Consider the following 13,032-nt stretch of genomic DNA (forward strand, 5'->3'; position numbering starts at 1 on the left):
GGCCGCCCTGCACCGGGCGGCCCTTTTGCTATCCTGCGGCCGGTCAGAGCGATTGTTGCGGACGCGGCAACAGGTGCAGTTCCGACATCAGCGCAATCAACACCTCGATATGCTGGTTCAACGAATAGCTCGCATCCCCTGCGCGGCGGATGGCTTCCAGCCGTTCTTCCTCGTCGATCAGCCGCGGCAGGGTTTTTTCGGGTCCAAGCGGCCGGTCTTGCCGCAACAACCGCTTCAGATCACGGTCGCGGCGGTAATCGGCCATGCCGTAGCGGGCGGCGCGGATCAGAAGGCGCGGGCGGCGCAGGTCGGCAAGCAGGGCGCGGAAATCGGTCATGGCAGTCTCCCGTGTTCGATTTGGAAACAATTGCATGACGCAACCCAGCGTTGCGCTGCCGTCGATTTCACCGCACGGAACCGGCAGTTTTTGTTCATGTATTGTAAACAATTATGGCTCACATCCCGGCGTTGGCGCTTTTGTTAACGAACGGGTAACCAAAGCCACCCACGGTTGCATTTGTCCAAGAACGGGGCAGGTGGCCGGGGGCAGGCCACAGGACGAAGAGCATGGAACCGAACCTGAGCGCCGATTTCACCCTTCCCGCCTGGCTGCCGGATGCCGTGCGGCTTTATCTGGATCATACCGAGGACGGGTTGTCGCTGCGCGAACTGGCGCGGCGCGAGGGGCTGGCGGCCTCGACCGTCATGCGGCAGGTGCGCCGCTACGAGGCGCGGCGCGACGATCCGCTGGTGGACGAGGCGCTGGCCGCGCTGGCAAGGGCGCAGGGGGCAGGTTCCGCGGCACAGCCCCCCGACAGAAAGGACGCCCCCGGAATGACAGCCCCGATCCGCCTGACCCCCGTGACACTGGATGAAGCCGGGATCGACCGCGAGGCGCGGCGCGTTTTGCGCCGCATGGCGGAGCCCGGCGCCGTCATGGCCATCGCCCCCGAGATGCAGAAGGCCGCCGTGCTGCGCACCGGCAGCGACGGGCGTATGGTGCAGACCGCCGTTCTGGACCGGGCAGTGGCGCAGGCCTTCGCGCTGAAGGACTGGATTGCGGTGCGCAAGCAGGGACGGCTGACCAGCTACGAGATCACGGCGCCGGGACGGGCGGCCCTGAAACGGTTGGTGGAGGAGGAAGACCGCCGCCGGCAAGCCCATCATGGTGCTTTCGGCACAACCGAGGCAGGGGCGGCCGATCCGGCAGAGACGGATCCCGCGGCATCGGCGCGGCGGCTGCGCTATACGCTGACCGAAAGCCCGGTGGCGGTTCTGGCGCGTCGGCGCGACAAGGACGGCCGTGCTTTTCTGGAACCTGAACTGGTGCAGGCGGCGGAACGGCTGCGCGAGGATTTCGAACTGGCGCAGATCGGGCCGCGGGTGACGCAGAACTGGGACGGGTTTGTGACCGGGGTGGCCGCCGCTATTGACATGAAGGGCGCCCCCTCTGACGCCCGGGATCGGGTGGCGCTGGCCCTGCGCGATCTGGGGCCGGGGTTGGGCGATGTGGCGCTGCGGGTCTGCTGTTATCTGGAAGGTCTTGAGGTTGCCGAAAGGCGCATGGGCTGGGCTGCGCGTTCGGGCAAGATCGTGCTCAGGATCGCCTTGCAACGGTTGCGGCGCCACTATGACGAAACATATGGGCGCGCCGGCCCGCTGATCGGGTGACGGCGGCCCCGCGAAGGGCCGCCCCTGTAACTCTCAGGCGCGGGTAAAGCCAAGCGCGTTGACGATGCCCGCCAGTGCACCGCCCGCCAGCGGCGCCACGATGAACACCCACAGATCCGCCAGCGCCTTGCCTCCGACAAACAGGGCGGGGGCAAGGCTGCGGGCCGGGTTGACCGACACGCCGGTCACATTGATGCCGACCAGATGGATGCCCGTCAGGGTGAGCCCGATGGCCAGACCCGCAAAGCCGGCGACCGAGCCGGGGCCAGTGACGCCAAGGATGACGGTGACGAAGATGAAGGTCATCACGAATTCAAAGACCAGCGCGGCGCCAAGGCTGTATTCGCCAAGATAGCCTGTGCCGTATCCGTTCTGGCCCAGACCATCGACCGCAACGGAATATTCGGCCCGGCCGCTGGCGATGATGTAAAGGATGGCGGCGCCGATGATCGCGCCAAGGATCTGCGCTGCGACATGGCCGACGAAGGCGCCGACCTGCATGCGCCCCGCCATCACCATCCCCAGCGACACCGCCGGGTTGAGATGCGCGCCGGAAATCGCCCCGATCCCGTAGGCCGCCGCCACGATGGACAGCCCGAAGGCCAGCGCGATTCCCATCATTCCGATATGATCGCCCATCAGAACGGCCGAACCGCAGCCGAACAGGACAAGGACCATGGTGCCGAACGCCTCGGCAACGATTTTCTTGGGCATGACTGCCTCCACTGTTTACAATCCCTCAGGGGCTGACGGCATGTTGTCAGCCCGTGCCAAAAGGCTTATGTCCGGTGACACGCGGCCGTCAGGGGGAAAAATCCGATGCGCGACCTCAAGCTTCCCGATCAGCGCCACCCGGAAAAGGCGCACCGCCCCGATCAGGAGCAGCCGAAGAAACCTTCGTGGATCCGGGTCAAGGCACCCACCTCGCAGGGCTACAAGGATACCCGCGACATCCTGAAGTCGAACAAGCTGGTCACGGTCTGCGAGGAAGCAGGCTGCCCCAATGTCGGCGAATGCTGGAGCGCGGGTCACGCCACCATGATGATCATGGGTGACATCTGCACCCGCGGATGCAGCTTCTGCAATGTGGCGACCGGCCGCCCCGATGCGCTGGATGTGTTCGAACCCGGTCGCGTGGCCCATGCGGTGCAGACGCTGGGCCTGAAACATGTGGTCATCACAAGCGTGGACCGTGACGATCTGGCCGATGGCGGGGCGGAGCATTTCGCCCAGACCATCCGCGCCATCCGCCATCGCGCGCCGGATACCACGATCGAAATCCTCACCCCGGACTTCCTGAAATGCGACGCAAGCGCGCTGGAGGTCGTGGTCGCGGCCAAGCCCGATGTCTTCAACCACAACCTTGAAACCGTGCCGGGCCTTTACCCGACGGTGCGGCCGGGCGCGCGCTATTTCCATTCGCTGCGGCTGTTGCAGCGGGTAAAGGAGATGGACCCGACCATTTTCACCAAATCCGGCATCATGGTGGGCCTTGGGGAAGATGCACAGGGTGTGCGGCAGGTGATGGATGACATGCGTTCGGCTGATGTCGATTTCCTGACCATCGGGCAATATCTGCAACCGACGCCGAAACATCACCGGGTGGACCGTTTCGTCACACCCGAGGAATTCGCGGCTTACGAAAAGGCGGCCTTCGGCAAAGGGTTTTTGATGGTGTCGGCCACGCCGCTCACCCGGTCGAGCTATCACGCCGGTGACGATTTCGCCCGACTGCGCGCGGCGCGGCTGGCGAAGCTCGGTCAGGCCTGATCGGCATGCGACAGCGGGGCCGGGGCCAAAATTCTTGCTCAAGAATTTTGGCGCCCTCCTCCGGCCGCGCGCCTCATTCCGAGGCGGGCACTTTCTTCAGATAGGCCGCGACCGCCTGACGGTCGCTGTCCGGCAACTGGCTCATGTTTTCCACCACATGCGCCATATGGCCACCCACGCTGTCGAATTCCGGCGTGAAGCCCGAAGTCAGGTATTCGACGATCTCACCCTCACTCCACCCCAGTTTTGCGGGTGTGATATTGGGAATCGTGCCTTGCCCGGAGGGGTTGGGCGCCCCCGCCAGCCAGCGGCCACGTTCAAGCCCGCCCAGCAGGTTGCGCGGCGTGTGGCATTCGCCGCAATGCGCCAGCGCCTCGGCGATATAGCGGCCACGGGTTTCGGTTTCGCTGAGCGTGCCGTCGATCACCCAGTCGTCGCGCAGGAACAAAAGCTTCCAGCCGCCAAGGCTGCGCCGGATGTTGAAGGGAAAGCCCACCTCATGCGGCAGGCTGGGCGTGGCATCGGGCGGCAACGTATCCATGAAGGCTTTCAGATCGGCCAGATCCTGCATCGTCATCTTGTTGAAGGCACTGTAGGGGAAGGCGGGGTAATAATGTTCGCCCTCGGGCGACACGCCGCGCATCACCGCATTGCCGAACTGCGCCAGCGTCCAGCCGCCGATTCCATGGGTCGGATCGGGCGAAATATTGGGCGCGAGGAAGGTGCCGAAGGGCGAGGCAAAGCGCTGACCGCCGCCAAGCACGCGCTGCGCCTCACCTTCCGCCCCCGGTGCCATATGGCACGACGCGCAACCGGCGGCGGTGAACACCTGTTCGCCATGGGCGGTATCGCCGGTCAGCCCGGAAAAAGCGCTGTCGGGCATGGGCTTCGGCGCAGTCAGCCACCAGCCCACACCGGCGGCGACAATTGCGAGGGCGGCAAGGCTGGGCAACAGACGCATCGGGCTCTCCTTCATCCGGGCTTCGGCCATGCTAGCGCGAATCCACGGGGTGGGCACCCTGTCCTGCCGGTCACGCCTGCGTGATCAGGGCATGCGCGGAATTTTCTGCGTCGTCAGCCAGTCGGGCCAGCCCCAGACCCATTCAATCCCGGCCAGCACCAGACAGGCGGCAATCACCCCCAGAACCAGTTTCACCTGCTTCTCTGACGGCGGGTTGCGGGCCCAGCGGGCCATGCGCAGCAGCCAGTGCATGTTCATCCGCGTGTTTCCTCTGCCAAGGAGTGCCATGGTGCCGCACTGAAATGGCTTTTCGCAAGGGCCGAGGGAGATGGCAAAGCGAAAAGCCGGATACCTGGCAGGCGCGGATCATCCACCTGGTCGCCCGCAGCGGCCTCGGGCCGGTTCAGTGCCAAGCGGGCAGCGGTCAGGCTGGTGAAGGCAAGAACGGCGGGCCGAACATTGTTGATCTTTTCGAATAAGGACACCGGATCATAGCTTTGCGCAGGAATTCTCGCATCAGGTCCGAAGGCGGTCTTCGCCAGATCGGTCAGGCCGTGGCCGAAATCTGGCAAAAGGTGGTCCTCGTCAGGACGCAACCGGCGTGGCGTCAGGCCGGTTTCATGCAGCAATGGCCAGAAGCGGTTTCCGGGCCCGGCATAGTAATGCCCGCGCCGGGCCGAGGCGGTTCCGGCGGCGGTGCCGCAGAACACGATCCGCAGACCGGGGCGCAGGTAATCCGGCAGGATCATTCCGGGTCGGTGAACCGCACCTTGCCAATGAAGGGCAGATTGCGGTTCCGTTGCGCGAAGTCGATGCCGTAACCCACGACAAATTCATCGGGAATTTCAAATCCGGTCCATGTGGCGCGAATATCGACCTCGCGGCGCGAAGGTTTGTCAAGCAGCGCGCAAACCTCCATCCGCTTCGGCTCGCGCGAGCGCAGCAGCCGCACGACATGGCTCAGCGTGAAGCCGGTATCGACGATGTCTTCCACCACCAGCACATCGCGCCCGGCAATCTCGCCGCGCAAGTCCTTGAGAATACGAACTTCCCGGCTGGATTCCATGGCATTTCCATAGCTCGATGCCTCAAGGAAATCCACTTCGACCGGCAGATCAATCTCGCGCACCAGATCGGCGATGAACACGAAAGACCCGCGTAGAAGCCCTACGACCACCAGCTTGTCCGTCCCGGAAAAATGCGTGGTGATCTCGCGTGCCAGCGCCTCGACCCGCGCCGCAATGGCCTTGGCCGAGATCATCTGGTCGATCACATAAGGACGCTGCGGCATGGCTCCCCCTTGATTTCCCTGCATCCATTTCCCAATACCGGGGGAAGGCCATCGCGGAAAGGGGTGACATGCCCACACATCACGAGAAACGGGTGCTGCCATGGACGGCGCAGCAGATGTATGACCTCGTGGCGGATGTCGGCTCCTATCCGAAATTCCTGCCCTGGACGGCGGCGGCGCGCATCCGGTCGCGCAAGCCCGTCGCTGGCCGGGGCGAGTTGATGGAAGCGGATCTGGTGATCTCGTTCAAGGTGTTCCGCGAAAGGTTCGGCAGCCGGGTCACGCTCTGGCCTGCCGACATGCGGATCGACACCGAATATCTGGACGGTCCGTTCCGCCATATGCGCAGCAACTGGGCCTTCCGGGATGTGGAAGGTGGCTGCGAGGTGGAATTTTTCGTGGATTTCGAGTTTCGCAACGCGATCTTGCAGGGCATTATCGGCGTTGTGTTCAACGAGGCCATGCAGCGGGTGGTGCGCGCCTTCGAACGGCGCGCGGTGGAACTTTATGGCCCGGGCCGGACGGCCTGAACGGGAGGAATGATGACCAAACGCATCGAGACGCGGCCGCTGGCCGTGATCACGGCTTTCGCGGCGGTGGGGCTGTTCGCGCTTGTCGTCTGGATGCTTTACATCGCGCAGGGCGTTCTGGTGCCGCTGGCTTTTGCCACGGTGGTGGCTTTCGTGCTCTGGACGGTGGTGGATTGGATGAGCCGGGTGCCCGGACTGCGGCAATTGCCGTTGATCCTGCGTCATGGCACGGTTCTGGCGCTGTTCGTGGTGGCGATTTTCCTGCTGATTTCCACCCTGCGGTCAAATGGCGAGGTTCTTGTCCAGCGGCTTCCGGCTTATTCCAGCAATATCCTTGGCTTGGTGGCCGAACTTGATGCGAAGTTCGAGATCGACAAACATATCCCCGGCGGGCTGAGCAAGATCGTCACCAGCAATGTCGATCTTCAGGGCGTGGCGCGGCAATCGCTGGGCGCGCTTGGCAGCCTTGGCGGGTTGATCGTGCTGATCCTCCTATATACCTCGTTCCTGATGCTGGAATACACCGGCTTCGTGAAGAAGCTGCACATGGCCTATCCGCAGGGCGATCGGGCGTCGCAACTGATTGCGCTTTCGACCGACATAAACAGCCGGATCGGCGGCTTTCTGGCGGTCAAGACCGTCATCAACATCATCCTCGGCGCGCTGTCGTATTTCGGGTTGAAGATCATGGGGATCGAGCTGGCGGGCTTCTGGGCCATCTATATCGGCGTGCTGAATTACACGCCTTATCTGGGGTCCGCCGCCGGGGTGGTGGCGCCCTCGCTGATGGCGCTGGCGCAGACCGGCGATCTGAAGCACGCCTTCCTGACCATGGCGATCCTCTCGGCGCTGCAATTCATCATCGGTTCACTGATCGAACCGCATGTGATGGGGCGGCGCATCAACCTCAGCCCGATGATGGTGCTGGTCAGCCTCGCGTCCTGGTATTCGCTCTGGGGTCTGCCGGGGGCGGTGCTGGCGGTGCCGATGACGGTGATCATCCTTGCGGTTCTGGGTGCGATTCCCTTCACCCGTCCGGCGGCGATCCTGCTGTCAAATGACGGGCGGATCGGTGAGGGCCGCAGCAAGTAACGCCAGCGCATGATCCCGCGTGGCCTCGCGCACCGCGGCGCGGCCACGCGGGCCGAATTCCACGGTTTCGGAACGGGTTGCGCGGCCTTCCTGCGACAGGCCGAAACAGACGCGACCTTCCGGTTTGAACTCCGACCCACCGGGGCCAGCGATGCCGGTCACCGAAACAGCCAGTGTCGCGCGGGAGTGCGCGCGGGCGCCGTCGGCCATCTCGCGCGCGACCTCCTCTGACACCGCGCCATGGGCGGCGAGCGTTTCGGCGCGGACGTCAAGCATGTCCTGCTTGGCGGCGTTGGAATAGGTGACGAAGCCCCGGTCGAACACATCGGAAGACCCGGCAATATCGGTCAGTGCCACGGCGATCATGCCGCCTGTGCAGCTTTCTGCGGTGGCAAATATCGCACCGGATTTCCGCGCGAGATCAAGAAGATCGGAAACGTTCATCGCATGATCACTCCGTGCGCGATTCCCGCTGCGATGATGACTGCGATGCCGGCGAACAGCCCCGCCCAGAGGTCATCCAGCATCACGCCTTTCCAGTCGCCGCGTCGGTCGGCCCGGCCGACGAGCCAAGGCTTCCAGATGTCGAACAGCCGGAAGAACAGGAAGGCCGCGACCCAGCCGGGATAGGCGACCACGGCCCAGTCCTCCAGCCCGCGCTGCCAGAAGGCGAAGGCAGGGAACAGGAGGGCGAGCCACTGGCCGGCTACCTCGTCAATGACGATCTCTGACGGGTCTTCGCCGGGGCGGTCGGCAAGTGCTGCCCGGCAGGTGAGGAATCCGATCCATGTCACCAAAATCGTTGCAAGAACCAGTGCCGGGAAGCCAAGATAGCGGTCGATGGCAATACCCAGCACGATGGCTCCGGCCGAGCCCCAGGTGCCCGGTGCCGGGCGCAGCAGGCCAAGGCCGAAGAAGGTGTTCAGAACGCGGATCATTTCTGCACCAATGTTGCGGTGGCAATCGCGGCAATGCCTTCCTCGCGGCCGGTGAAGCCCAGCTTCTCGGATGTCGTGGCCTTGACGCTGACGCGGTGAACCTCAACCCCCATAATGGTGGCCAGCGCGCCGCGCATCTGTTCGGCATGCGGGCCAACCTTGGGGCGTTCGCAGATCAGGGTCACGTCGCAGTTGGACAGCGAAAATCCCATTTCACGCGCCATTTCAATGGCATGTCGCAGGAAGATATGACTTTCGGCGCCTTTCCATTGCGGGTCCGACGGTGGGAAATGCCGCCCGATGTCGCCCTGCGCCAGCGCGCCGTAAATGGCATCGGTCAGGGCGTGCATCCCGACATCAGCGTCGGAATGACCCAGCAGAGCCTTGTCATGCGGCACCTTCACGCCGCACAGCCAGACGTGATCGCCTTCGGTAAAAGCGTGAACGTCAAAACCGTTGCCCAGACGTATCTCCATGCCGCGCCCTTTCAGAATGGCCTCCGCCCGCGCGAAATCGCCGGGGAAGGTGACTTTGATATTGTCTTCTTCGCCGGGCACGATGGCAACCGGCAGTCCTGCCGCGCGCGCGACCTCCACATCGTCGGCGGCCTCGCCGGGATGGGCGCGATGGGCGGCAAGGATCTCGGCCAGCCGAAAGCCCTGCGGCGTCTGCGCGCGCCACAGCCCCTCGCGCGATTGCGTGCCTGTGACCACACCGGCGTCACCACGCCACAATGCATCGGTGACGGCAAGCGCCGGGGCGGCGGCAGGGCCATGGTCCAGCGCCGCGGCGATCCGCGCGATCAGCGCAGGGGAAACCAGCGGGCGCGCGCCATCATGGATCAGCACGCGGGTCACATCGCTGCCCGCCAGCGCCTCCAGCGCGTTGCGCACCGATCCTGCGCGGGTATCGGCGCCTTCTACCAGCAGCACGTCGCCACCCAAAGCCTCGGCCCTCGCCCGATCCTCGGGATGGATCACCAGCACCCGGCGCAGCCCGGCAAAGGCATCAAGCGTATGGGCCAGCACAGGACGCCCGGCAAGGCTTTGCCATTGCTTTGGAATCTCGCCCCCCGCGCGGCGACCGCGCCCTGCGGCGACGATGATGGCGGCTGTCGTCATGCGGGTCTCCCTTGGCCTGACGTCTTTGCCGCATTGCATAGGCCAAGGCCCGCGTGCTGACAATGCGGTGGCAGCAGGGGCAATTATTGCCTATAATTTGTGCGATATCAGTTTTCCGCACAGATTTGCAGCGTCTTGCCGTTGTCACCTGCCCGTGGCAGGGGTAGCTGCCGAATTAACAGACAAGGAACGCCCAAGGTGCCTTTGCAATTGGCCGAAATCCAGCTTGACCCTCCGGTGCTGCTGGCACCGCTGGCCGGGATCACCGATCTGCCGTTCCGTCGGCTGGTCGGGTCGTTCGGCGCGGGCCTGGTGGTAAGCGAGATGGTCGCAAGCCAGGAAGTCGTGCAGGCGCGGCCTCTGGCCCGTGCGCGGGCGGAACTGGGCTTTGGTGAGGCCGCGACATCGGTGCAACTGGCCGGGCGTGACCCGTGGTGGATGGCCGAGGCCGCGCGCTATGTCGAGGGGCAGGGTGCCCGTGTCATCGACATCAACATGGGCTGCCCTGCGAAGAAGGTGACGAACGGTTATTCCGGCTCGGCGCTGATGAAGGATCTGGACCATGCGCTGCGGCTGATCGAGGCGGTGGTGGGCGCGGTGCAGGTTCCGGTGACGCTCAAGACCCGGCTGGGCTGGGATGATGCGTTGCTGAATGCACCCGAGCTGGCCCGGCGGGCCGAGGCGGCAGGCGTGCGCATGGTCACCATCCACGGCCGCACGCGCTGCCAGTTCTACAAGGGGCAGGCCGACTGGGCCGCGATCCGCGCGGTGAAACAGGCGGTGACCGTGCCGCTGATCGCCAATGGCGACATCATGGATGCCGAAACGGCGGCCGAGGCCCTGCGGCAGTCTGGCGCCGATGGCGTGATGATCGGGCGCGGCGCGCAGGGGCGGCCCTGGCTGCTGGCGCAGGTGGCTGCGGCGCTTTACGGCAGGCCCGCGCCGCAGGTGCCGCAGGGTGATGCGCTGGCCGATCTGGTGATCGGGCATTACGAGGCGATGCTGGAATTCTACGGCGCCGATCTGGGCCTGCGCATCGCGCGCAAGCATCTGGGTTGGTATCTGGAGGTCGCAGGTCTGGAAACCGCGCGGGGGCCGATCATCACCGGCGACGTGCCCGCGCAGGTTTCCCGTGCGCTGCGCGAGACCTTCCGGCAGCAGGAAAGGGAGGCCGCATGAAAGGCTATCGCCAGCCCTATCCCGTGCCCGGCGTCATCTGGGCCTCGCTGCCCATTCCTGCACTGCTGGTCGATGAACGCGGCGGGATTCTGGAAACCAATCCGGCGGCCGAACTGTTCCTCAATGCCTCTGCCCGCAGCCTGAAGGGGCAGCCCGTCTTCGACCGCATCCATATCGACGCCGAAATGGACGAGGCGTTCGCGCGTGCCCGTGCCAATCAATCGGCCCTGTTCATCAACGATGTCGATGTGACCACGGGGGAACGCCCGCCGGTGCAATGCACGGTGCAGATCGCGCCGATGGCCGATAACCCCGATGTGCTGATGTTGCTGATTTCCCCGCGCGAGATCGCGGACCGGCTGGGCCGGGCGGGGGCAGCCAAGACGGCGGCGAAATCGGCGATCGGCATGGCCGAGATGCTGGCGCATGAAATCAAGAACCCGCTGGCAGGCATCGCCGGGGCGGCGCAGCTTCTGTCGATGGGCCTTTCGACCGAGGACCGGGAGCTGACTGACCTGATCGTCGAGGAAACCCGCCGCATCGTGAAGCTGCTGGAACAGGTGGAACAGTTTGGCAATGTGCGCCCGCCCGAGCGTCGGGTGGTGAACATCCATGATGCGCTGGACCGGGCGCGCAAATCCGCAATGATGGGTTTTGCCGCAAAGATGCGCTTTGTCGAGGAATACGACCCCTCACTGCCGCCCACCCATGCCGACCCCGATCAACTGATGCAGGTGTTCCTCAACCTCATCAAGAACGCGGCCGAGGCGGCCGGACCAGAGGGCGGCACCATCACACTGCGCACCCGCTATGACCTGTCGCTGCGCCTGCGTCGCCGGGATGGCACCGGCCGCGCGCTGCCGCTTCAGGTGGAAATCATCGACGACGGCCCCGGCCTGCCACCCGGCATCGCGGCCGAGATCTTTGAACCCTTCGTTTCCGGCAAGGAAAACGGCACGGGGCTGGGCCTCGCGCTGGTGTCGAAGATCGTCACCGAACATGAAGGCTGGATCGGGGTCGATTCCGTTCCCGGCCGCACCGTATTCCGCGTGTCGCTGCCCGTGGCGCCGCGTGATTTGCAGAAGAAGGAAGCAGGCTGATGGATGGCACGGTTCTTGTTGCCGACGACGATCGCACGATCCGCACGGTGCTGACCCAGGCGCTGACCCGGGCGGGGTGCAAGGTGCATGCCACCTCCTCGCTGGTGACGCTGATGCGCTGGGTCGAAGAAGGCAAGGGCGATCTGGTGATCTCGGATGTCGTCATGCCCGATGGCAACGGGCTGGAGGCGCTGCCCCGGATCGGCCGGATGCGTCCGGGCCTGCCGGTCATCGTGATCTCGGCGCAGAACACCATCATGACGGCCATTCAGGCCGCCGAGGCCGAGGCCTTCGATTATCTGCCGAAACCCTTCGACCTGCCGGATCTGATGAAGCGGTCCGCGCGCGCGCTGGATGTGAAGCGCCGTCCGGCCAAGCAGGCCAGCGCGCCGCGCGATTCCGCCGACGACCTGCCGCTGGTGGGGCGGACGCCGGCGATGCAGGCGCTGTATCGGCTGGTCGCCCGGGTGATGAACACCGATCTGGCAGTGCTGATCACCGGCGAAAGCGGCACCGGCAAAAGCCTGATCGCCCGCGCGATCCATGATTTTTCCGACCGGCGCACCATGCCTTTCGTGGTGGCGCAGGCGGCGGATCTGCAAGGGCTGGAAGGGCCCGCGACGCTGCTGTCCAAGGCGCGCGGCGGCAGTCTTGTGTTTGACGAGGTGGCCGATCTGGATGACGAGGCGCAGGCGCGCATCGTGCGCATGCTCGACATGCTGGGCGACAATGCGCCGCGCATCATGGCGACCTCGCAGGCCGATCTGGCCGGACGGATGGAGGCGGGCGCCTTCCGTCAGGATCTGTTCTACCGGCTGGGCGGCGTGACGCTGCATGTGCCAAGCCTGCGTGAGCGGGTGGATGACATCCCGCTGCTGGCCGAGCATTTCCTCGCGCGGGGCGAGCGTGACTTCGGCGCGGTGCGGCGGCTGTCGGCAGAGGCGCGCGAGCTGGTGCGGGCCTATAGCTGGCCGGGCAACGTCCGTCAGCTTGAAAACACGCTGAAGCGGCTGATGGTGACATCCTCGGAACCCGAAATCAGCCGCGCCGAGGTCGAATCGGCCATCGGCAGCCTGCCGCTGCCAGAGCCGATGAAGGGCATTGGCGAAAGCGACAAGCTGTCAGCTTCAGTCGCGCGCCACCTGAAGCGTTACTTCGATCTGCATGGCGGGCAACTGCCGCCGCCCGGTGTTTATGGCCGCATTCTGCGCGAGGTCGAGGCCCCGCTGATCGAGATCGCGCTGGATGCGACCGGCGGAAATCAGGCAAAATGTGCCGATCTTCTGGGGATCAACCGCAATACCTTGCGCAAGAAGATCACCGAGCTGGATATTCGCGTGACACGGCGCCGCAAGTTGATGTAAAACCGCAACATATGG

At 64.8% G+C, this 13,032-nt stretch carries 16 protein-coding genes; 7 read left to right on the forward strand and 9 right to left on the reverse strand.

Translation table 11 applies throughout. From position 1 onward, the window contains the following. Window positions 1-43: 43 nt before the first annotated feature. The gene (locus tag D2N39_RS13860) at window positions 44-337 is read right to left on the reverse strand and encodes a DUF6477 family protein (protein WP_119135365.1); all 294 of its coding nucleotides are present in this window, start codon (window positions 335-337) and stop codon (window positions 44-46) included. A gap of 230 nt (window positions 338-567) precedes the next feature. Between D2N39_RS13860 and D2N39_RS13865 the strand changes: the two genes are divergently transcribed. Continuing rightward, window positions 568-1,671: a DUF6456 domain-containing protein gene (locus tag D2N39_RS13865; RefSeq protein WP_119135366.1), complete on the forward strand. Its 1,104-nt coding sequence runs from the start codon at window positions 568-570 to the stop codon at window positions 1,669-1,671. 33 nt (window positions 1,672-1,704) lie between these two features. On the opposite strand, the gene D2N39_RS13870 is transcribed toward D2N39_RS13865, so the two are convergent. Further along, the gene (locus D2N39_RS13870; protein WP_119135367.1) at window positions 1,705-2,385 is read right to left on the reverse strand and encodes an aquaporin; all 681 of its coding nucleotides are present in this window, start codon (window positions 2,383-2,385) and stop codon (window positions 1,705-1,707) included. 105 nt (window positions 2,386-2,490) lie between these two features. On the opposite strand from D2N39_RS13870, the gene lipA reads away from it, so the two are divergent. After that, a complete protein-coding gene (gene lipA, locus D2N39_RS13875) occupies window positions 2,491-3,441 on the forward strand; it encodes a lipoyl synthase (protein WP_119135368.1) in 951 nt (316 codons plus the stop codon). A 73-nt stretch (window positions 3,442-3,514) separates the two neighbouring features. Here lipA and D2N39_RS13880 read toward each other — a convergent pair whose 3' ends face one another. The 4 genes from D2N39_RS13880 to hpt form a co-directional block, all read right to left on the reverse strand. Beyond that, window positions 3,515-4,402 carry a cytochrome c gene (locus D2N39_RS13880; RefSeq protein ID WP_119135421.1) on the reverse strand — a complete coding sequence of 296 codons (888 nt, stop codon included), beginning with the start codon at window positions 4,400-4,402 and terminating at the stop codon, window positions 3,515-3,517. Window positions 4,403-4,486: 84 nt separating this feature from the next. Then, a complete protein-coding gene (locus tag D2N39_RS23125; RefSeq protein WP_199725251.1) occupies window positions 4,487-4,660 on the reverse strand; it encodes a hypothetical protein in 174 nt (57 codons plus the stop codon). Next, entirely contained in the window at window positions 4,657-5,151 is a 495-nt protein-coding gene (locus D2N39_RS13885) for a mismatch-specific DNA-glycosylase (protein ID WP_119135369.1), read from the reverse strand. The genes D2N39_RS23125 and D2N39_RS13885 overlap by 4 nt, the downstream gene beginning before the upstream one ends. Beyond that, window positions 5,148-5,693, reverse strand: coding sequence for a hypoxanthine phosphoribosyltransferase (gene hpt, locus D2N39_RS13890; protein ID WP_054303556.1), 546 nt, complete (start codon window positions 5,691-5,693; stop codon window positions 5,148-5,150). Before hpt ends, D2N39_RS13885 begins: the two co-directional genes overlap by 4 nt. Before the next feature lie 68 nt (window positions 5,694-5,761). Between hpt and D2N39_RS13895 the strand changes: the two genes are divergently transcribed. Both D2N39_RS13895 and D2N39_RS13900 read left to right on the forward strand, forming a co-directional pair. Next, a complete protein-coding gene (locus D2N39_RS13895) occupies window positions 5,762-6,223 on the forward strand; it encodes a type II toxin-antitoxin system RatA family toxin (protein ID WP_119135370.1) in 462 nt (153 codons plus the stop codon). Between the two features lie 12 nt (window positions 6,224-6,235). Further along, entirely contained in the window at window positions 6,236-7,315 is a 1,080-nt protein-coding gene (locus D2N39_RS13900; RefSeq protein ID WP_158589835.1) for an AI-2E family transporter, read from the forward strand. Here D2N39_RS13900 and D2N39_RS13905 read toward each other — a convergent pair. From D2N39_RS13905 to D2N39_RS13915, 3 genes are read right to left on the reverse strand one after another with little or no spacing between them, the layout of a single operon-like run. Further along, window positions 7,277-7,759 (reverse strand): CinA family protein, encoded by a 483-nt coding sequence (locus D2N39_RS13905; protein ID WP_119135372.1) that lies wholly within the window; start codon window positions 7,757-7,759, stop codon window positions 7,277-7,279. The genes D2N39_RS13900 and D2N39_RS13905 overlap by 39 nt on opposite strands. Next, window positions 7,756-8,253, reverse strand: coding sequence for a phosphatidylglycerophosphatase A family protein (locus tag D2N39_RS13910; protein WP_199725252.1), 498 nt, complete (start codon window positions 8,251-8,253; stop codon window positions 7,756-7,758). The genes D2N39_RS13905 and D2N39_RS13910 overlap by 4 nt, the downstream gene beginning before the upstream one ends. After that, entirely contained in the window at window positions 8,250-9,374 is a 1,125-nt protein-coding gene (locus D2N39_RS13915; RefSeq protein WP_119135373.1) for a bifunctional 2-C-methyl-D-erythritol 4-phosphate cytidylyltransferase/2-C-methyl-D-erythritol 2,4-cyclodiphosphate synthase, read from the reverse strand. Before D2N39_RS13915 ends, D2N39_RS13910 begins: the two co-directional genes overlap by 4 nt. A 198-nt stretch (window positions 9,375-9,572) precedes the next feature. On the opposite strand from D2N39_RS13915, the gene dusB reads away from it, so the two are divergent. The 3 genes from dusB to D2N39_RS13930 are packed head-to-tail and all read left to right on the forward strand — an operon-like array spanning window position 9,573 to window position 13,017. Continuing rightward, complete coding sequence (gene dusB / locus D2N39_RS13920; protein WP_119135374.1) at window positions 9,573-10,553, forward strand: tRNA dihydrouridine synthase DusB; 981 nt, start codon at window positions 9,573-9,575, stop codon at window positions 10,551-10,553. Then, complete coding sequence (locus D2N39_RS13925) at window positions 10,550-11,653, forward strand: two-component system sensor histidine kinase NtrB (protein WP_119135375.1); 1,104 nt, start codon at window positions 10,550-10,552, stop codon at window positions 11,651-11,653. The genes dusB and D2N39_RS13925 overlap by 4 nt, the downstream gene beginning before the upstream one ends. Then, window positions 11,653-13,017, forward strand: a complete 1,365-nt coding sequence (locus D2N39_RS13930; protein WP_119135376.1) for a response regulator — start codon at window positions 11,653-11,655, stop codon at window positions 13,015-13,017. The genes D2N39_RS13925 and D2N39_RS13930 overlap by 1 nt, the downstream gene beginning before the upstream one ends. The last annotated feature ends 15 nt before the right edge of the window (window positions 13,018-13,032 follow it).

The sequence above is a fragment of the Gemmobacter lutimaris genome (genome assembly GCF_003570715.1).
GTDB classification, from domain to species: Bacteria; Pseudomonadota; Alphaproteobacteria; order Rhodobacterales; family Rhodobacteraceae; genus Gemmobacter; species Gemmobacter lutimaris.